The organism is Nosocomiicoccus sp. HMSC09A07, from assembly GCF_001808485.1.
GTDB lineage: Bacteria > Bacillota > Bacilli > Staphylococcales > Salinicoccaceae > Nosocomiicoccus > Nosocomiicoccus ampullae_A.
Genome location: NZ_KV793634.1, coordinates 7,921 through 26,780, shown reverse-complemented (window position 1 = coordinate 26,780; position 18,860 = coordinate 7,921). Strand labels below are relative to the sequence as shown.

General features: G+C 31.7%; 21 protein-coding genes. 6 read left to right on the top strand and 15 right to left on the bottom strand.

All coding sequences use genetic code 11. The annotated features are described in order from the left end of the window. Positions 1 to 668: 668 nt before the first annotated feature. From HMPREF3177_RS04435 to HMPREF3177_RS04400, 9 genes are all read right to left on the bottom strand, one after another. On the bottom strand, positions 669 to 983 hold the full coding sequence (locus HMPREF3177_RS04435; protein WP_070457259.1) for a DMT family transporter: 315 nt from the start codon (positions 981 to 983) through the stop codon (positions 669 to 671). Then, the gene (locus tag HMPREF3177_RS04430) at positions 983 to 1,321 is read right to left on the bottom strand and encodes a DMT family transporter (protein ID WP_070457257.1); all 339 of its coding nucleotides are present in this window, start codon (positions 1,319 to 1,321) and stop codon (positions 983 to 985) included. Before HMPREF3177_RS04430 ends, HMPREF3177_RS04435 begins: the two co-directional genes overlap by 1 nt. 59 nt (positions 1,322 to 1,380) lie before the next feature. After that, positions 1,381 to 1,944 (bottom strand): TetR/AcrR family transcriptional regulator, encoded by a 564-nt coding sequence (locus tag HMPREF3177_RS04425; RefSeq protein WP_070457254.1) that lies wholly within the window; start codon positions 1,942 to 1,944, stop codon positions 1,381 to 1,383. Positions 1,945 to 2,051: 107 nt separating this feature from the next. Beyond that, positions 2,052 to 2,663 carry an SCO family protein gene (locus tag HMPREF3177_RS04420; RefSeq protein WP_070457252.1) on the bottom strand — a complete coding sequence of 204 codons (612 nt, stop codon included), beginning with the start codon at positions 2,661 to 2,663 and terminating at the stop codon, positions 2,052 to 2,054. Positions 2,664 to 2,731: 68 nt separating this feature from the next. Further along, a complete protein-coding gene (locus HMPREF3177_RS04415; protein ID WP_070457250.1) occupies positions 2,732 to 5,722 on the bottom strand; it encodes an AAA family ATPase in 2,991 nt (996 codons plus the stop codon). Next, positions 5,709 to 6,821, bottom strand: coding sequence for an exonuclease SbcCD subunit D (locus HMPREF3177_RS04410; protein WP_070457248.1), 1,113 nt, complete (start codon positions 6,819 to 6,821; stop codon positions 5,709 to 5,711). The genes HMPREF3177_RS04415 and HMPREF3177_RS04410 overlap by 14 nt, the downstream gene beginning before the upstream one ends. Before the next feature lie 77 nt (positions 6,822 to 6,898). Beyond that, positions 6,899 to 7,021, bottom strand: coding sequence for a YvrJ family protein (locus HMPREF3177_RS08395; RefSeq protein ID WP_210388786.1), 123 nt, complete (start codon positions 7,019 to 7,021; stop codon positions 6,899 to 6,901). Further along, positions 7,022 to 7,234 carry a DUF2922 domain-containing protein gene (locus tag HMPREF3177_RS04405; protein WP_040928820.1) on the bottom strand — a complete coding sequence of 71 codons (213 nt, stop codon included), beginning with the start codon at positions 7,232 to 7,234 and terminating at the stop codon, positions 7,022 to 7,024. 16 nt (positions 7,235 to 7,250) lie between these two features. Then, entirely contained in the window at positions 7,251 to 7,451 is a 201-nt protein-coding gene (locus tag HMPREF3177_RS04400) for a DUF1659 domain-containing protein (protein ID WP_070457246.1), read from the bottom strand. A 112-nt stretch (positions 7,452 to 7,563) separates the two neighbouring features. Between HMPREF3177_RS04400 and HMPREF3177_RS04395 the strand changes: the two genes are divergently transcribed. Beyond that, positions 7,564 to 8,040: a DUF2621 family protein gene (locus tag HMPREF3177_RS04395; protein WP_040928822.1), complete on the top strand. Its 477-nt coding sequence runs from the start codon at positions 7,564 to 7,566 to the stop codon at positions 8,038 to 8,040. 11 nt (positions 8,041 to 8,051) lie between these two features. Here HMPREF3177_RS04395 and HMPREF3177_RS04390 read toward each other — a convergent pair whose 3' ends face one another. The 6 genes from HMPREF3177_RS04390 to HMPREF3177_RS04365 all read right to left on the bottom strand — a co-directional run bounded on the left by HMPREF3177_RS04390 (position 8,052) and on the right by HMPREF3177_RS04365 (position 12,259). Further along, positions 8,052 to 8,552 (bottom strand): CcdC family protein, encoded by a 501-nt coding sequence (locus HMPREF3177_RS04390; RefSeq protein WP_068128104.1) that lies wholly within the window; start codon positions 8,550 to 8,552, stop codon positions 8,052 to 8,054. Beyond that, positions 8,553 to 9,257 (bottom strand): cytochrome c biogenesis CcdA family protein, encoded by a 705-nt coding sequence (locus HMPREF3177_RS04385; protein WP_070457244.1) that lies wholly within the window; start codon positions 9,255 to 9,257, stop codon positions 8,553 to 8,555. It lies immediately after the preceding gene. A gap of 139 nt (positions 9,258 to 9,396) precedes the next feature. Beyond that, complete coding sequence (locus tag HMPREF3177_RS04380) at positions 9,397 to 9,627, bottom strand: YneF family protein (RefSeq protein ID WP_040928824.1); 231 nt, start codon at positions 9,625 to 9,627, stop codon at positions 9,397 to 9,399. Between the two features lie 103 nt (positions 9,628 to 9,730). After that, positions 9,731 to 11,716, bottom strand: coding sequence for a transketolase (tkt, locus tag HMPREF3177_RS04375; RefSeq protein ID WP_070457819.1), 1,986 nt, complete (start codon positions 11,714 to 11,716; stop codon positions 9,731 to 9,733). Between the two features lie 16 nt (positions 11,717 to 11,732). Then, positions 11,733 to 11,969 carry a DUF896 domain-containing protein gene (locus tag HMPREF3177_RS04370; RefSeq protein ID WP_371327386.1) on the bottom strand — a complete coding sequence of 79 codons (237 nt, stop codon included), beginning with the start codon at positions 11,967 to 11,969 and terminating at the stop codon, positions 11,733 to 11,735. Positions 11,970 to 12,043: 74 nt separating this feature from the next. Next, complete coding sequence (locus tag HMPREF3177_RS04365) at positions 12,044 to 12,259, bottom strand: hypothetical protein (RefSeq protein ID WP_040928827.1); 216 nt, start codon at positions 12,257 to 12,259, stop codon at positions 12,044 to 12,046. Positions 12,260 to 12,398: 139 nt separating this feature from the next. On the opposite strand from HMPREF3177_RS04365, the gene lexA reads away from it, so the two are divergent. The 5 genes from lexA (at position 12,399) to HMPREF3177_RS04335 (ending at position 18,522) form a co-directional block, all read left to right on the top strand. After that, positions 12,399 to 13,013 (top strand): transcriptional repressor LexA, encoded by a 615-nt coding sequence (gene lexA, locus HMPREF3177_RS04360; protein WP_068128094.1) that lies wholly within the window; start codon positions 12,399 to 12,401, stop codon positions 13,011 to 13,013. A gap of 1,851 nt (positions 13,014 to 14,864) precedes the next feature. Continuing rightward, positions 14,865 to 15,509, top strand: a complete 645-nt coding sequence (locus HMPREF3177_RS04350; RefSeq protein ID WP_070457242.1) for a radical SAM protein — start codon at positions 14,865 to 14,867, stop codon at positions 15,507 to 15,509. A gap of 78 nt (positions 15,510 to 15,587) precedes the next feature. Further along, positions 15,588 to 16,067, top strand: a complete 480-nt coding sequence (locus tag HMPREF3177_RS04345) for an SPASM domain-containing protein (protein ID WP_070457241.1) — start codon at positions 15,588 to 15,590, stop codon at positions 16,065 to 16,067. 7 nt (positions 16,068 to 16,074) lie between these two features. Next, positions 16,075 to 16,932, top strand: coding sequence for a S41 family peptidase (locus HMPREF3177_RS04340; protein WP_070457240.1), 858 nt, complete (start codon positions 16,075 to 16,077; stop codon positions 16,930 to 16,932). A gap of 15 nt (positions 16,933 to 16,947) precedes the next feature. Then, the gene (locus tag HMPREF3177_RS04335) at positions 16,948 to 18,522 is read left to right on the top strand and encodes an ATP-binding cassette domain-containing protein (RefSeq protein WP_070457239.1); all 1,575 of its coding nucleotides are present in this window, start codon (positions 16,948 to 16,950) and stop codon (positions 18,520 to 18,522) included. Positions 18,523 to 18,860 lie beyond the last annotated feature (338 nt).

The window sequence follows — 18,860 nt, the reverse complement described above, 5'->3', positions numbered from 1 at the left end:
TGTATTCTCTCCCTGTTAATTTTTGTTGGTAACTGAATTATAACAGAGAATACGATGGCTCTTTTTTTATTTTACACAATTATATGGACGTAACTTTTATTTAACAAAAACGGATCTAAAATCATGAAATATGTTAAATATATTGTTTTATCTAACAAAAACAACTCCAAAATTGTGAAATCTGTTAAATATATCCATATATCTAACAGAATCGCGATATTTATGTTAATTAAATTCACAAGAAGTTGTCATAACACACTTTAAATGATAAAGAACACGAAATACAGAGGGCATTCCTGCAACACTCCGACTAATTCGGCGCTTTTCATCCAACTATTCCAACAATTATCATTACTGCACTTAAAACTCTTCTTTTTCTTTGATTTTTAAAGATTTTTATTCTTCTTATTTACATATGTTGCTCCTTGGAACGAATTTTTGTTAGATATAATCATTTATTTAACAAAAACGGATCTAAAATCATAAAATATGTTCAATATAATTTTTTATCTAACAAAAACAGGTCCAAAACAATAAAATCTGTTAAATATATCCATATATCTAACAGAATCTCGATATTTTTGTTAAATAAAATCAGAAGAAATCGTTTTAAGTCGTTTTAAGTGATAAAGTACACAAAAAGCGCGGAGATTTCGCACAACACCCCGTTAACTCGCAGCCTTCAACCCAACGACTCCGATTATTATGATTACTAAACTAAAGACTCTTCCAAAGCTCTTTGATTCTCCGTAAAATATCATGTTTACAATCACCGCTGCGGCTGTTCCGATTCCAATCCAGACTGCATATGCGATACTGACTGGGAGATAGTTAAACGCTTGGTATAGTGTTGCGAATGACCCTCCGAATCCACCGAAGAATAGGAGGAAGTTTCTTACTGATTTTTGTTTACTAAACCCATTTAAACCGATGACTCCAACGAGTTCTAGTATTGCTGCTAAAAATACGTATATCCAACCCATTATTCAGTGACCTCCTTTTTGTTCGTATCGTCTGTTAGATTAAGAGCGATGACTCCGAGTACCAATATTCCGATGAAGAATATTTTCGCGAGTGTTAGATGTTCATCGAAGAAATAGATGTCCATTAATGCTGTTCCGACGGTCCCTGCTGCAGCAAATATTGCGTACACAGTTCCTGTTGGTAATGATTCACAAGCTTTTGATAAAATTAAAAAATCTAAGATGATAATTGGTAATAGTATTAACCAGTGCCACCACGTGGTCGCAACGTTAAATCCGTATATCCAAACGAGTTCGAGAAAACTCGTTAAAAAGACATATATCCATGCTTTATTCATAAAATTCCCTTTCTAAATAAAATGAATGACTATCAGTCATTATAAAATAAAATTAAATTCTATTTTAATCCTTTTAAAATAAACGTAAATAACTCTTCTTTATATTCAATTACATTTTCTTCACTTGCTTCATCATATAAATACATCTGTTCAGCCAATGATTCGATCGAGCCGATTAAAATTTTTGATATAAATGCTGTATTTACCGTTTCTCTAATTTCACCGTTATTTTTACGTGGAATTAGTAATTGTTCTATAAAATCATAGAGTGGTGCGTATATCTTTTCCCAGTCACCGACGTACTGTGTTTGTGTAAGTCCTGAGTAGATGAGTGTTGTCAGTGATTTGTATTCTTTTGTTATATTAAAAATCGTGTCGATCACCGATTTTATTTCTTCTTCAATTGTTTCTCCATCGACATTTTGTGAGAGTTCTTCTAACATTTTCTCAACCATCACTTCAGCAATTTTAGGCATGACAGATAGTTTTGAATCGAAATATAAGTAAAACGTACCCTGTGCGATCTCTGCTTTCTTTACGATTTCAGATACCGTTGCTTTCTCAATTCCTTTTTCTAAAAATACCTCGATTGCGGACTCGATAATTCTTTCCTCTTTGTTCAAGTGACACACCTCCTAAAAATGACTGATTGTCATTCATATATCGTAACATAAATTTTCTAATTTTAGAAGATAAAAAACCACTAAGATTACTCTTAGTGGTTTAGGGTCTATAGATTTTTTGTTAACTTCTTAACGTCACTCACGATTTCTTCTTTAGGGAAACGCTTGTCTCCACTATCTACACCTGAGTAGTCTTTAATAATTTTGCCGTTTTCATCGACGAGATAAAACGATGTTCCGTGTGTAATTTGGTCACTACCTTCTGGTGGTGGTGCGACGATTGTTTTAAAGTTTTTCTCTGAGAATTTACGTATAAATTCATAGTCATACCCTGTAACGAATGTCCAATCTGCATTTAAATCATTGATATGATACATATCAATATATTCTCTTAACACTTCTGGTGTATCTCTTTTTGGATCTACTGAAAAACTTAAAATTGCATAGTTTTCAACGCCGTCTTTTTCAAGGTCTTCTACGACAGACGTCATGTTATGTGTCATCGGTGGACATACTGTCGTACAGTTTGTAAAAATAAAGTCTACTAAGTATACTTTTCCATCCATGTCCGCTTTTTTGAATGTTTCATCGTTTTGGTCAACGACTTCAAAGTCATCAAGCGTATTGCCGTATCGACTGCTTACGTCTACTTCTCCACCTTTAGAGCATGCAGATAAAACAATACTTGATAGTAAAACGAGTAATAGTAGTCGCTTCACGATTATCCTCCTCAATATGTTCTATATAACTTGATTATCTCACATAACCTTTTTATATCAAATTGCCTTTATGACAAATAAGTTACAATATTTGTCATACTTCTTTCGTTTTCTGTTTCTACATATATAATGTTTTGAAGTCGTGTTTTTAATGCCTCAACGTGTGATATAATTCCGACCATCTTTCCTTTCGTTTGAAGGTCGACTAACGTGTTAATCGCAGTGTTAAGTGTTTCTTCATCTAACGTTCCGAACCCCTCGTCGATTAAGAGCATATCCATGTTAATGCTACCCGCTTCATGTTGAATGACTTCAGAGAGCGATAAACTAAGGGCAAGACTCGCTTGGAACGTTTCTCCACCTGAAAGTGTCGCGATATTTCTCGTTTCGTTGTTAAAGTGATCAAATACGTCGATGATGAGCGCGTCTGCCGCATTAAACGTATCTTTTCGTCGCAATTCATAACGGCCATTCGTCATTTCTGTGAGTCGCTTATTAGCATAAACTAAAATCAATTCTAAATAATGAATGAGGACGAATCGTGACAATGTTGGATGGGTTGAATTTCTACCTTCACTATTACCGTTTATAATTTTTGCTAAGACTTCGAGCTCGCGAACGCGTTTCTCGTCTTCGTTATATGTGTTGATAGAATCCGTTAATTTTTCTATTAATGCCTCGTCACTATTTAATTGATATTCAGTCTCTGTAATAACGCGTTGTAGCTCTCTCTTTTGCTCTTCTAACTCTTTTAACTTTTTTTCTTTTAAAGTGACATCGATTGCTTCAAAAGTTGTGAGGGATTCTTTTAACGTGTTTAATTTTATTTCTAGCTCGCGCACTTTACTGTAAAACGTATCGACTGTTTGCTGTAACGCTTCGTCATCGATTTTAAAATACGCTTCAATATTTGTTCGGTCTACTGTGTCATAAGTGTTTAAAAATGATTCAACTTTTGGTGTATATTCATTTAAATCACGGTGAAACGATTCAATATTATCTTTGACTGATGATAACTCTGCATGTAATTTGGCGATGTTTAATTCGATGTTTTGTCGTTTAGACTCTGCTTCTTTTAACGAACGCTCATGAAGATTAACAGAATCCGTTAGTAGAGTGATTTTCTCTTCTAACGCTGTATAATCATTTAGTCCAGTCTCCGCAATAAATGATTCTTTCGTTTGTGTAAGATTTTTTAACGATTCATTTTTATATGTGAGTGCCTCACTTGTTTTTAATCGTGAATCTTTAAGCTCGTTAATATCACTCATTAACTTCTCTTTACGTTCTAACTGTTCACTCACATTTTTAAGCTGTTCATCAATATTTTGAAGTTTGAATTCTAACTTAGAAAAGTCTTCTCTTAACTGATCACCATCATATTTAACGTCACTAATATTTGACTCTGTCGCTTCTATATGAATCGTCAACCGATCAATATCTTTAGTGCACTCATTTTCTCGATTCATTAATTCAGTTAACCTGTCTTTTGTTTCAGCATCCATCACTTCTTTATGTTCTGGATACGTTTCGACAACTGTTTGACAGACTGGACACGGCTGACCAATTTCTAAATGAGACAGTAAATGATTGATCGCTTCGTTTGTTTCGAGTGAAATATCATTAAATTGTTTAACTATACTTTCTTTATCTTTAATGACTATAGCTAAGTCTTCAGACAGCTTTTCTTTTTGTTGAATAAAAGACTCTAGCTGCTTTATTTTCTTCTCTTCCGCTTTCTGCATTTCAATATCTCGTTTGATATCGTTCATCGCGATTTGAATAGAATGTTTTTCTTCTTTTAAAGTGTTCAGTACATCAATACTCGCGTCGTTCGTTTCTAATTCTTTTTCTTTTAATGAGATGTCACTATTTACTGTTTTAAGTGTGTCTTCAGACTCTTTTATTTCTTCCTCAGTGTTTAAAATAGACGCATCAAGATTTTTATATTGCGCCGTATCATACTTATTTAAAAGTGAAAGATGCTCTTTTTGACGTTCGATCACTGTTTCTTTTTCTTTTAGTGCTTTTATCTCATTCGTAACTAACTCATTCTTTGCCTCTTCACTATTTAAATCATTCGTTAAAGTCTCTTCTTGTTTTGTTGATTGACGTAGCTTAACCGCTACATTTTTTTCAAGATGAAATACTTCTTTAATTTTAGACAGTTCATTTACTAATTGTAATGTACGTTCTGTTTCTTTTATTTCATCAGATCGATCGCGTAATTCAGTTAACGCTACGTTTGTTTTATTAAATTCTGTTAACCGTTCATTGTGCTGGTGATCTTTTTGTATCTCTTTTAATAACTTTTCTATGCCTAATTCAACGGGCTCTATTTCTTTTTTCTTTTTATTTAGCACACGTCTGTCTTGATCAATTCTTTCTTTAAAAGATCTTAATGACGTGTTAAATTCTAAAACTGGTTCATCTGAAACAGATAATAACTGCGTTTCAATTTCTTTATAAAGTAATTGTCTTTTATTGTCTTTATCTTTATATTCTTTATAAATACTTTTGTATACGTCGTTAAAACGCTCCGTGCCAAATAATGTTTTTAAAATTTCTTCTTTATCTTTTGTATTTGCAGTGAGTAACTTTTTAAACTCACCTTGCGGTAATAGTGCAATTTGTCTAAATTGTCGCGCTGACATATGAAGGAGTTCTTCGACATATTTAGACACTTCCTGTAACCCAGATACGATAAGCTCTCCGAAGTCATTATAAATTGCTGCTTGACCTGTCGTTGGATTTTTGTTCGTTCTTTTTTTGTATGTTAATATACGCTCAATTCGGTACTTTTTACCACGATGATAAAAATCTAAATTAACTTTTGACAATTCGTCGTCACTTGCAAACTGGCTTCTTAAAGACTCACCACCTCTACTCTCTGTAGAAGCTGTCGCAAATAATGCATACGTAATCGCATCAAAAATCATAGATTTCCCAGAACCCGTACGCCCTGATATTAAAAATAATGAGTCGTTTAAGCGTGTGAAATCAATCGTTTCGTTTTTATATGGACCGATAAACTCCATCTGTAATTTAATTGGTTTCATCTGTAATCCCTCTTAAATGTTTATTAAACGTTTCAAATTCAAACTCTGTCGGTTCACGACCTGTAAATTTTTCATAAAACAACTTAAAAATTTGATCGTCACTCGTGTTATTCGTGTCTATCTCGATATCATCGTTTTCATAGCGTTCAACTTTGCGAGATAATACGAGCGTGTTTTTATACAGTTGTTTTAATGCTGTCATCGGTTCCGTAAACCCCTCCATATCGGTTAACTCAAATTTGATGTATGCGTCTTTATCTTCAATCTCTACTTCACCGGTAATAATATCTTTAAAACTGCCTTTAAAATGGATGAGGTCGTGAAGTAATTCAAATTCGATAAATTCAACTGTGTTCTTATCAGTATCAATCACTTTAAAACCTTTTTTATCGTTCGCTTCATCGAAACTATATTTCATAATCGCACCACTATAAAATGTTCTTTCACTATTAAATGCGTTATGTCGATGTAAATGACCGAGCAACGTAAAATCGAACGGTTCAAAAAGTTTATGGGACACTTCTTCAGTTAAACCGATCGTAATTTTTTCTTCGGATTCTGATTCTTTACTTCCCGATACAAACAAATGACCGACGAGTATATTATTTTCTCGTTTAAAATTGTTTGTAATCTCATCTATCACACGTCGGTATGCTTTTTCGAACGTATCGATCGTGTCGTCATTAAAGTAATGTCTCACTTCAGGTATTTCAATATACGGTAATAAATAAAAATCAACGTCGTTAAACGTGACCGGAATAAAACAGTTTTCAAGTTCAGTATTTACGTAAAAATGATTCGCTTGAAACCACTCGCTACGTGCGTCGATATATGGTTTACTATCGTGATTTCCACTAATTAACAATATTGGTTTTTTACGTACTAAATTAATTTCTTTTAAATAATAGTTCACGACGTTCATCGCTTCTTGAGACGGTTGTTTTTTATCGTATAAATCTCCTGCAATCACAACTGCGTCCACATCGTTATTGTCTATATATGTTAATAACTGTTCGAGCACATAGCGCTGATCATCAATTAAAGATTGGCGGTTTAAACGTTTGCCGATATGCCAATCTGCTGTATGTAAAATTTTCATAGTAGCACCTCTTTATTCATCATTCTATACGAGTTAGAAATGTTTTAAAAACAAAAAAAGCCCCGAAGGGCTTTTTGTTAGTTCGATAGATTTTGAAGTGCCATCACTACTTGGTCGAGCTTTCGTTCCATACGGTGCATGAGGAAGAACGTGATGACGATAGGAAATCCAACGTCACTAACGAGTTGTGTAATATCCATTTACACGAGCGTTTCAACGTCTTGAGTGACAATTTTTGCACTCTTTAGACGTACTGGTGCACCGTCTTTTGAAATTAACGCTTTTGAGTCGATGATTTTTTGAGCTTCTAACTCGACTTCCTCTTGAGAGAGTCCATCTTTTGGTTCATTAATCGTGAAGTTAAATACTCCTTCATATTCTGTTTCAAATTGTAATATAAGTTTTCTAGACATTTTGTTTCCTCCTTAATTAGTTTACTTCTTCCGTAATGACTTTAAATACGTTGACGTATTTTTCTCCTTTTAAGTTACCGTATGCTTCACTTAATCTCAGTAAAGCATCATTTCCTGTGTGTACTGAAAGACGATTTAACGTACGTGTCTTTAAAACCTCTTTACCAGACATGTCCTCGCTTTCGTACACAAACTTTGCTGCTAGTGATTTAATCATGTGTTTCACCTCCTTACACCCTATATATCGTTCTATTTAGAAAAATGGACATAAATATTTTTATTTTCTATAATCTAGTTAAGAGGTGAAGGACGTGTATAGTGATTTTGTCATGTGGATGATCGCTTTATGGGGATTCTTAATGATTGGACTCCTTGCGATTGGTGGATATTTTATGTTTAGAAAATTTTTAAAAGCATTGCCAAGAGAAGATGGATGGTCAGAACTCGATTGGCAAGAGTATTATATAGAACAAGCATTACCATTATGGAACGATGAAGCACGAGAACTGTTAGACGAACTTGTGTCACCTGTACCACAATTATTTAGAGACGTAGCGAAACAAAGAATCGCCGGACGCATTTCAAAAATCGCGTTAGATGAGAAAGTAGATACAATTCATTTAGACCAAATCATGAAAGGTTATATTATCGCAACTCCAAAAAGAGATCACGGTTTTATGAAGAAAAAACTGGACGAGCTAAACATCGACTATAAACCATACGAAAAGCTCTTTGAACTCGCAGACGATGAAAAACAAAAATTTTCTATATTTGAACAAACAGAAGCATTAAAAAAGGTTGAGTAATTTATCATTACTCAACCTTGTTTCTTTTTAAATTGTAAATAATGTAAGACCATCGATGTACGCCATATAACGATCATCGTAAATGCGAGTAGGAAAAACATCCCACCGATTTCACCAGGTGTAATTTCTTGAGATAGAATCGTCTTCATAAATGTACGGATAATTAAAAGCCCGACGAGTATAACTGGAAATAGTTTGGATGCTTTAACGTATAATTCGTCATCTTTTACTTCATACTTCGTCGTAAGTAATAGTGCAAATGAAAATACGATACCGACGACTACCGCTTCAAGTATCAAATGATTATCTAAACGAAAATATGGGAACAAGAACATCAACGCACCCGTTGACATCATAATCGGTGGGATAATAATTTTCTTTAAATGTAGCGGTGTTTTTGTTTCATTATTTCTCCAAAGAATGACGAGTAACCCCATTATAATCGCACCGATCGATGCGATTATAAATAGCGTATCCTCATATTCTTTTAGTAAAGCGAATAATTCATTCATTTAAAACCCTCTAAACTCTCCAAAGTACGGTGATAACCAAATAATAATCTTAGTCAGACCGTCAAAGTATAATAAAATACCCATTAAAATCATAATTACGCCGCCGACTTTCATTAGAATGCCAGAATATTTAACAATCCAACGTGTACGAGAGACGAAGAAACTTAATATGAAGAACGGTACTGAGAATCCTAAACAATAAATGACCATTAACATTAATGCATTTTCTGGCTCTGTTGCGCTCATCGCAAAAATTGCACCGATAATTGGTCCGTTACATGGAGTCCACCCTGCAGCGAACGCCATACCGATTAACACAGATCCTACAAAGCCACTCGGTCTATTTTTAAATTCGATTTTTCTATTTTTATTTAAGAAATCGAAGTTTAAAATACCCGTAATAATTAAACCAAATACGATAATTAGTATTGCACCTATTTGTTGGATTAGTTTCGAATATTCGATGAGTATACCACCAAAAAATGACGCACCAAATCCAATTGCGATATAAATGATACTAAACCCAACGAGGAAGAATAGTGTATGTAAAATTGCGCGTAAGTTAAAATTACGATTTTGAACTTCGTCAAAACTCATCCCAGTAATGTATGAGATAAATGCCGGGAATACCGGTAATACACATGGGGATACAAAACTTAGCACGCCTGCTCCAAATGCTAAGAAAAAAGTGACTTCACTACCCAATTTACTGCCTCCATTTCATATATATTAAGTGTATCATCTAAACGAATGAACTGCTCTATTAACAGTAATATATATATGACAAATTATCAAAATAAAAAGCACGCCTCTTAAATGATTCAAGAGACATGCTTCATATCAGTTATTTTTTAACGTCTTTCATGTTTTTATTCATCATCGACATCATTTGATTAATTTTCTTTTGTGAAGGTTTTTGACCCATCTGCATCATCATCATTCTTAACACGTCTTCGTTAATTGGTGGGTTTTTCTCTAAGTAATCCATCATATATTTTCGTGCCATATAAAAACCAAGTGCTGTACCAGCAATTAGTGCGACGATAACGATTAAAATCCAAATCCAAGTTGCCAAACGACTCACCTCTTTCCAATTTTCAACATTATAATTGTACATGAATTTAAAATTACGTTCAATGCATTTAAAACATCCTGTACAGTGTACAGGATGTTTGTTTTTAGTCTTCTAAAATAATATTTACTAAGTTGTCGACTGTGTAGCCGTATTTTTCCATTACGTAATCACCAGGCGCACTTGCACCGAATGTGTCGATCGTTAAGTACTTACCGTCAAGACCGACAAATCTTGCCCATCCGATACTCGCTGCCATTTCTACAGCTGTTCTATTTTCGATATGTTTATTTAATACGCTGTCGATATACGCTTTATCTTGTTTAAAGAATGTTTCAGTATCTGGTAATGATACGACTTTAATGTTGACGTCTTTTTCTTTTAAAACTTTTGCCGCTTCAATCGCAAGTGACACTTCACTACCTGTCGCAAACACAATTGCGTCGTCTCCATTATCATACGCAACGTACCCACCACGTTTTACACCTTCAGCAAGCGTACCTTTGTCGATATCTAACGCTTCGACGTCTTGACGCGTTAATACGAGTGCTGTCGGAGTATTTTTAGATTCAACTGCACGTTTCCAAGCTTCACGTGTTTCGTTACCGTCAGCAGGACGAATAACGTTTAAGTTTGGAATTGCGCGAAGTCCAGCCAGTTGTTCAATCGGTTCGTGTGTTGGACCATCTTCACCGACAGCAATTGAGTCATGTGTAAACACGTATGTGACTGGTAACTGCATTAACGCACTTAAACGTACAGCTGGTTTTAAGTAGTCACTAAATACAAAGAATGTACCGACGTACGGTAAAATTGCACCGTGTGCTGCCATACCGTTCGCTGCAGCTGCCATCGCAAACTCTCTTACACCAAACCAAATGTTACGTCCGCTATAATTACCTGGTAAAAATGCTTCTTCAGCATTGACTAGCGTTTTGTTTGATGATGCTAAGTCAGCTGCTCCACCGAATAACGTTGGTATGTTTTCTGATAGTTTTTGAATGACGTCACTTGAACTGCCACGTGTCGCTTTTTTAGAGCCTACTTCGTATGTTGGTAGGTTCATGTCGTAATCCACTGGCAATTTACCGTTAATTGCATCTACTAACGTATTGTATAAATCTTCATTACTCGCTTTATACTCTTCCATTAAAGCGTTCCATTCGTTTTCTAATTCTTCACCACGTTTGTTTAACGTTTCGTTAAAGCGCTCATATACGCTATCATCAACGTGGAATGACTTTGTGTGATCTAAACCATAATGATCAAACGCACTCTTTCTTTCATCTTCACCGATTGGCGCACCGTGTGAATCACTTTTACCTTGTTTGTTTGGTGAACCATATCCAATAATTGTTTTTACTTCAATTAATGACGGCTTATCTGAAGATTTCGCGTTTTCAATCGCTTGACTGATTGCTTCTAAGTCGTTACCGTCTTTTACGATATGATAATCCCAGTTATATGCTTTAAAACGACCTTCAATATTCTCAGAGAAGCTCATATCTAAATCACCGTCGAGTGAAATATCGTTAGAGTCATATAATACGATTAACTTATCAAGCGCTAAATGCCCGGCAAGTGATGCAGCCTCATGTGAAATACCTTCCATTAAGTCACCGTCACTCGCTAGTACGTACGTATAGTGATCGATAACGTTATGTTCTTTCGTATTAAACTTAGCTGCTAAATGAGCTTCAGCCATCGCCATACCAACACTCATTGCGAAACCTTGGCCAAGAGGACCTGTTGTAATTTCTACTCCGTCAGTATGCTTAAACTCTGGGTGTCCTGGTGTTTTTGATTCGTATTGACGGAATTCTTTAATGTCGTCCATAGAGATGACACCAGAAAAATGAAGTAAGCTGTATAACAGCATGCTTCCATGTCCCGCACTTAAGATGAAGCGGTCTCTGTTAAACCAGTTTACAGATTTACTATTAAAGTTTAAGTGGTCTTTCCATAACGCATACGCCATCGGTGCAGCCCCCATCGGAAGTCCTGGGTGTCCTGAATTTGCTTTCTCAATTGCATCGATAGACAATGCACGGATTGAATTGACAACTAATTGGTCTGTTTGATCAAAAGTCATAGTCATTTAAATCTCCTTAATTATTTCTTCTTCTTTTTTGAATGTCTTTTACTTTTTGAGGTGTAACATCGTTACCCTCTGGATCAATCACTGTCGCATTTTCAATTTGCGATCTAAAGCTACTTCTAAAGTTTTCTAAATACTCTTTTCTTAGTGCATTCAGTTCTTCAAGATCATCTTTAGTAATCTTTTCTTCACGCTTTAACTTCGCTAAATGGTTCAGTCGTTTTAATTTTTTATCATCTAACATGATGACTCATCCTTTCTACTTAAATTTACCATAAAAAAACGCATTCGGCTATATTGCCGATGCGCAAATATCATATATTATCTGTTTAATGTTTTACTTGCGAATTCAAGTGTATCGTTCGTATCACTGTTCGCTATTTGATCTTGTACAAAAAATGCTGCTTGTGATGACCCGAATACATGATCGAGGTCATAAAGTGGTGCATGTATATAAAAATCTATTAAAAAGTAAATGCTTAACGTGATAAGTAAAGCTGTAATCGCAAGTATTGTAATTTGTTCTTGTTTAACCATGTTTCATCTCTCCCGAACATTTGTTTGTACTATCATATTAATAGAACACGTGTTCGTTGTCAAGAGATTACGAACAAATGTTTGTACTCAGCATATACATATGCTAAAATTAAGTTAACTCAATATCGGAGGAAATATTATGGAACAATTAACCGCTCGTCAAAAAGAAGTACTTCAATATATTAAGCAATGTGTAAACGAACAAGGGTACCCACCGAGTGTCCGTGAAATTGGAAATGCGATTGGTTTACAATCGAGCTCTACTGTCCATGGGCATTTAAGTAAATTAGAAGAAAAAGGCTACATAAAACGAAATCCAACAAAACCTCGTGCAATTGAAATTGTTGGTAATGAGTTTGAAGAAAAAGTAGCTGTCATTCATGCACCAGTACTCGGTAAAGTTACTGCGGGGTTACCGATCACTGCTGTTGAAAACGTCGAAGAATACTTCCCACTCCCAGAACATTTAACTGCTGGACATAATAGTGAGGTATTCCTACTTACAGTAGTCGGAGATAGTATGATCGAAGCAGGAATTCACGACGGAGATAAAGTCATCGTTAGAAAGCAAAACATCGCACATAACGGGGAAATTATCGTTGCGATGAACGATGAAAACGAAGCGACAGTAAAACGTTTCTATAAAGAAAAAGGCTACTATAGACTCCAACCCGAAAACAGTACGATGGATCCAATTATTTTAGATTCAGTCACAGTACTTGGTAAAGTAATTGGTCTATATAGAGAGTTATAATTTTTATTAAGATAAACATTGTTTTCAATGTTTATCTCAGGCTGTAGACAAAGTCTCAAATGAGATGACGTTTACAGCCTTTTTTATAAAATATAATTTACTTCTACGGTAGTTTCTTAATCACTGTAACTAAATTTTTTAAAATATAATATTAAAACTATTAATTGTAGAAAATAAACTATGACAGAAACATAAAAATGCAATGTATTGTCTTCAAATATATATTCATCCATTAATTCTCCAGATGTAAAATTTAATAATATACATATTATAGTTAATGTTAATGTGCCTATAAGAATAATTATAGATCCATCATTCTTTTTATTTGTACACAAATAAGTTATAGTCCCCACTGAATTTAGTATTATGATAAAATATATAAGTGAAAAAACATTATAAGTTAGCATATTTATTCCTCTTTTCATTTTAAATGATATAATTCATTATAATAAATTAATTTATAAGTACAAAAAGCTGAGGCAAGTGTAGATGAACTAGGATATCAAGTAGAGTACATAACAGCAGAAAACATTGACTTTGATAAAAATGATGTTTTTGTTGTTTTGCTTGAAGAAAATAGACTTGATATTAATAAGTTTATTTATTCTGTCTTTTCAATACTTCAACTTTATCCTCTACATTTTGTTCAAATTATCTATCAAAATCCCTCTTATCTCCTTCATTTAAAACTTCAATAATAAATAGTATTGATTCCAGTACTGATGACATCATCATTTTAAAACTTTTCACCTGCATATAATGTGCGTAATACTAAGATTTGTGAATGTAAATCGCCTGGTACTCTATCTGTTGAATATCCTAATTTAGCCAGTTTAATTTGTTCGTTTGTGAGTGGTTTTTGACGTGAATGATCGTAATCTTTTTATTGTGTTCTATCTAATAAAATCACTATATTTCCTCGTCAAAAATTGACTGATAATGAGTTATAACCTCATCTGCTAGTGTTTCATATTGTTCAATTTCTTGTTAATCGTATTAATCATCTTCTGACATAACAAATTTATCCCAAAACCTAACACGCCCCATAGAGCGAATAATGTATTCAAAATCATATGAATCATAATCATTTGAACTATCTTTAAGTGTCATTTCATCTGTTTTAGCTGAACATCACAGGAATAGTACTCATTACATCATAGTCTGTGTTATAAACATCTCTAAAATCAACCATGTGTAATAGGAATTTATCAACTAATCTACAGCTTCTCTATGTGTATACATGGTGATTACGGAACAATCACAAGCGTAAATCGCATTATTTGAGAAATCAGAAATCGTTCGTTAGTTAAACTCTATGGAAAATATTTAATAATGAAATAATAAATATAGAAAAATTTATTATATTATATACAAAATAGTTAAATAATTTTACACATTAAAATATATCTTATTATAAGATACTTTTAAATCTTAAACTTTAAATTTAAAAAATATAAAATATCTCCTTAATATTCAAGAAGTTATACTTTCAATATTAATAGTAAAATTATTTAATTTTGTCTGATAATAGTGACTAATATCACAGAATTTTAAATTATTAACTATATAATAAATATTAAGGAGGTGGTTTAATGTCAAAAGTAAAAGAACTACCTAAAGAAATCTTAGAAAATTTAGAAGCCTGTGCATGTTCTTGTGGTTCTATAACTGGAAAAGGTGATGGTTCCTAAATTAAAGAGAGGTGATTACGTGTCAAAAGTAAAAGAACTACCTAAAGAAGTATTAGAAAACTTAGAAGCTTGCGCTTGTGCTTGTGGAGAAAAAATTGGTAGTGGTTCGGGTTATTAAATAAGGGCATTTTGCCCTTATTTATATTAAGGAGGTTTTTATTTGAAATTAGTTAAAAATTTAATACATATAAAAGAAAATGAAAATTATTTATTATATTGTCCAGATTATAATAAAGCAGTTATAGTTGATGAAGAACTGTACGAATGTATAAATAATAAGACTAATCTTATTGATGTAAATTCAATAGAAAAAGATGACTTAGAAAAGCTTATTAGGAATGGTATTTTATATGAGAATATTGAAGTATATAATCAAGGCATTTTCGATAAAATTCTTAAAAATAGAGATACAAGTGTAACAATTGATACAGTTTATTTTCATGCGACTCAAAGATGTAATCTTAGATGTACATACTGTTATAATATGGAAAATTTAAATAAGCCAGACCAATTAACAACTGAAGAATGTAAAAATATACTATATAAACTTTCAAAAATAGGTACTAAACATATTAATTTTACGGGTGGAGAGATATTGTTAAGAAAAGATATTATTGAATTATGTAAATTTACAAATTCTCTAAATATGACATGTGATATTCTCTCTAATGGTATGCTTCTTAACAAAAGGTTAGAACTTTTAAATTATGTGAATCATTTTGTAATTAGTCTAGATACCTTAAGAGATGAAAACAATTTAAGATTAGGTCTAAATATCAGAAAACTTATTAAGAATCTAGAATGAGTTCCAAATGAATATAGACATAAATTTCTAATACGTTCCGTTGCAGTAGGTGATAATGAAGATTGGAAAGAAGTTGAAGTGTTTGTTAAAGAAAAATTAGGAATGGATTACATAGTGGTTCCTTTCATTCCAAATAATATTGGTGAGGATTTAAAACATATTCCTGATCTAAAATGCTTTCCAATAAATAAACAAGATTGTTCTACAAGTGGAGCAATATGTGGAGCATCTTTTAAAATAATAGCAATTGATTCAGATGGTTCAGTATATCCATGTCAAACAATGATACAAGAAGAATATAAAATTACGAATGTAAAAGAAGAAAATTGGTTTAATGAGCTTAAAGAGTCCTCGATTACAAATAAATTTCAAAATCGTGCTGTATACAATATCAAAGGATGTGACACATGTTCTATTCGTCATTTATGTGGTGGTGGATGTAGTGCAATATCATATAATTTATTTGGAGATATTGGTGTAAGCAATAAAGTTATGTGTGATTTACAAAAAAGAATTGCAGAAAATAAGTTAAGGAACATACTTAAAAATTATGGTTAAGGAGATAATGGGTTTACTTGATAATTATTATTTAAATAGTTCACTACCTATGAATGGTAATAATATTGAAAAATATATCCTTTCTCATAATGATAAATATTTAAAAGTAAGCAAATATAAAAATTCTTTTTGGAATATTTTTGATATACTAGAGATTGATTACCATGTTTTTAAAGATAAATTATACATTAAAAAAGCACCTTCATCATTAAAAATATATAACCATTCTCAAGTGTGTTTAATTAATAATAATGACCCTTTCAAAGAGTTAATAGAAAAACGTGATTGTTATAAACTTATATTAAAATTTAATAATAAAAATTATTCAGTAACAATTAAATCTCTCATAATTTATAATAAAAATGAAATTAAAAATCATTTAGTAATAAATAATAATAATATATTTATAAAATTTCAAAATTTAAATAACGACTTAAATTTTTTAAATGAAATAAAATCACCTGTTGAAAATTTTATTATAGACTTAACTGGAAATACTGGTGGTTCTGTTAAAAAGTCTATAGATTTTTTAGAGTACTTCATTCAATACAAAGAAAATATTGTATATTTTAAAAGTCGTTATAACAAATATAAAATAACGTGTTTGAAAAAAGAAACAATAATAGCAAAAAACATTATAATTTTAATAGATCGTCGTACACTAAGTTCTGCTGAACTAATTGCAAAAGCATTGAAAGTAAAATGTAACGCAAAAATATATGGTTGTACTTCAGGAGGAAAGAATATAATTACAAATATATTTAGATATAAATCATATTATATTAAGGTACCTCAATTCATATATTATTTTAAAGATGAAGTAGATAATTCTCCTCATATAATAGTAGACCGGATTATAAACTAAAAAGGAAAAATGAATATGAAAGATATACTTTTAAAAAATAAAAAATTTGTCATTATTACTTTTATTCTTACTCTATTTACATCTATATTGACTGTTTCTGTTCCTATTGTATTATCTAATATTTTTAATAATGATTATAAGATTAATACTTATAATTTTACACTGCTTATTGTATTTATGTTTGCTACATATGCAATTCAAATTTTAATGGTAATTATACGAGAGAATTTTGCATTAAAATTTAATGTTGATTATTCTAAGGAGTTATATTCAAAGCTATTTAATATGAAATACGATTCAATATTAAATCAAGGTTCATCCTATTTAATTGATCGTATTGCTCAAGTTGTTAATAACTTATATCTATTTTTAATCAATAGTCTGGTAGGTATTATAAGCAATATAATAATACTCATTGTTTCTCTTACACTTATTGGTTTTATAAATATCTACCTTTTTCTAATGCTATTATCTCTAGTTCCTATCAATTATTTAGGCTATAAATTTATTAATAAAAAACTCCATGAAAAAAGTAAAATTATGCAAGAAGAAACATCTTCAGGCTACAAAGATTTAATAGCTGTTTTTAAAAATATTGATATGGTTAAACAAGAAAGTGATTATAAAAGAATAGAAAATTTAATCTCTCCGTCAATTTATAGAATATACGACTCAATGGCAAACGTAAATAAGTTTGGTCAGAGTAGAAGTTTAATTATCAAATTAATCAATAGTTTTGTTCAGAATCTAATGTTTCTTGTCTTAGCTTACTTAATATTTACAGGAAAAACACAAATAGGAGATTTAGTCGTTGCAAGTGTCGTGGTTCCAATATTTTTTACTGCACTTCAAGGATTCACAAATGTAAACTTAGAATATAGAGATTTAATAGTATCAAAAGAATTTGTAAATGAATGTATTATTAATGAACAAGAAGAACAAAAGGATTTTAACATAAAAAGTATTAAATCTATATATTTTGGTAAAGTTGAATTCGATATTGCTAATAAAAAGATTTCTCATAAAATAAATACAACTTTTTCTCCTGGGGACATCATCTATGTAGATGGTCCTTCAGGGTCAGGAAAAAGTAGTTTAATGAAAGCTTTATTAAAGTTCAGAGATTCTACAGGTATATGTATCAACGACTATAACTTAGAAGATATAAACACTCTATCTTTAAGAAGTCATATGTTCTATTTATTTCAAGAAAATGCTATTTTACCGTTTACTTTAAAAGATAACATTCGTTATGGATATGAGAATGATAATTATAATTGGAATAATTTAAAGGATTCTGAATTAATGAAATCTATTCTGAATAATCACGACTTAGACGATAAATTATTAGATCAAGGTAATAATTTATCTGGTGGAGAGAAACAAAGAGTAATGCTGGCTAGATTGTTAATAGAAGATTATGATGTTGTGATATTAGATGAAGTGACTAGTAATATCGATAAAAAATCACAAAATATTATCTTAAATACAGTACTTAATAACATGAAAAATAAAATAGTATTTATCATTTCTCATGATTTATCAGTTAAAGAATTTTGTAATAAAGAAATTAAAATTAATCACAATTAATTATTTTAAATTATATTATGAAAGATATGTTTTAATAGTCGACTAAATTAGATTTAATATCTTAAATACTAAAGACTCTCTTACTCTAAAAAGTAAGGGAGTCCTTAGTAAACTCTAAATTACTACAAATATTTTTATTATTTTTGTTAGGATTTATCTTAAATGAAATAAAACCGTATCTTCTACCATCTTTTTTCTTATAATTCCCCTCTGAGTTATGTCCAACAAATTGTCCCTTATTCACCATACATAAACGGCATTATTTCTCTCGTCTTGTCGGATAAATTCTTTACATAAATTAAATATTCTCTTACTTTAGTCGGATCTTTCATCATATT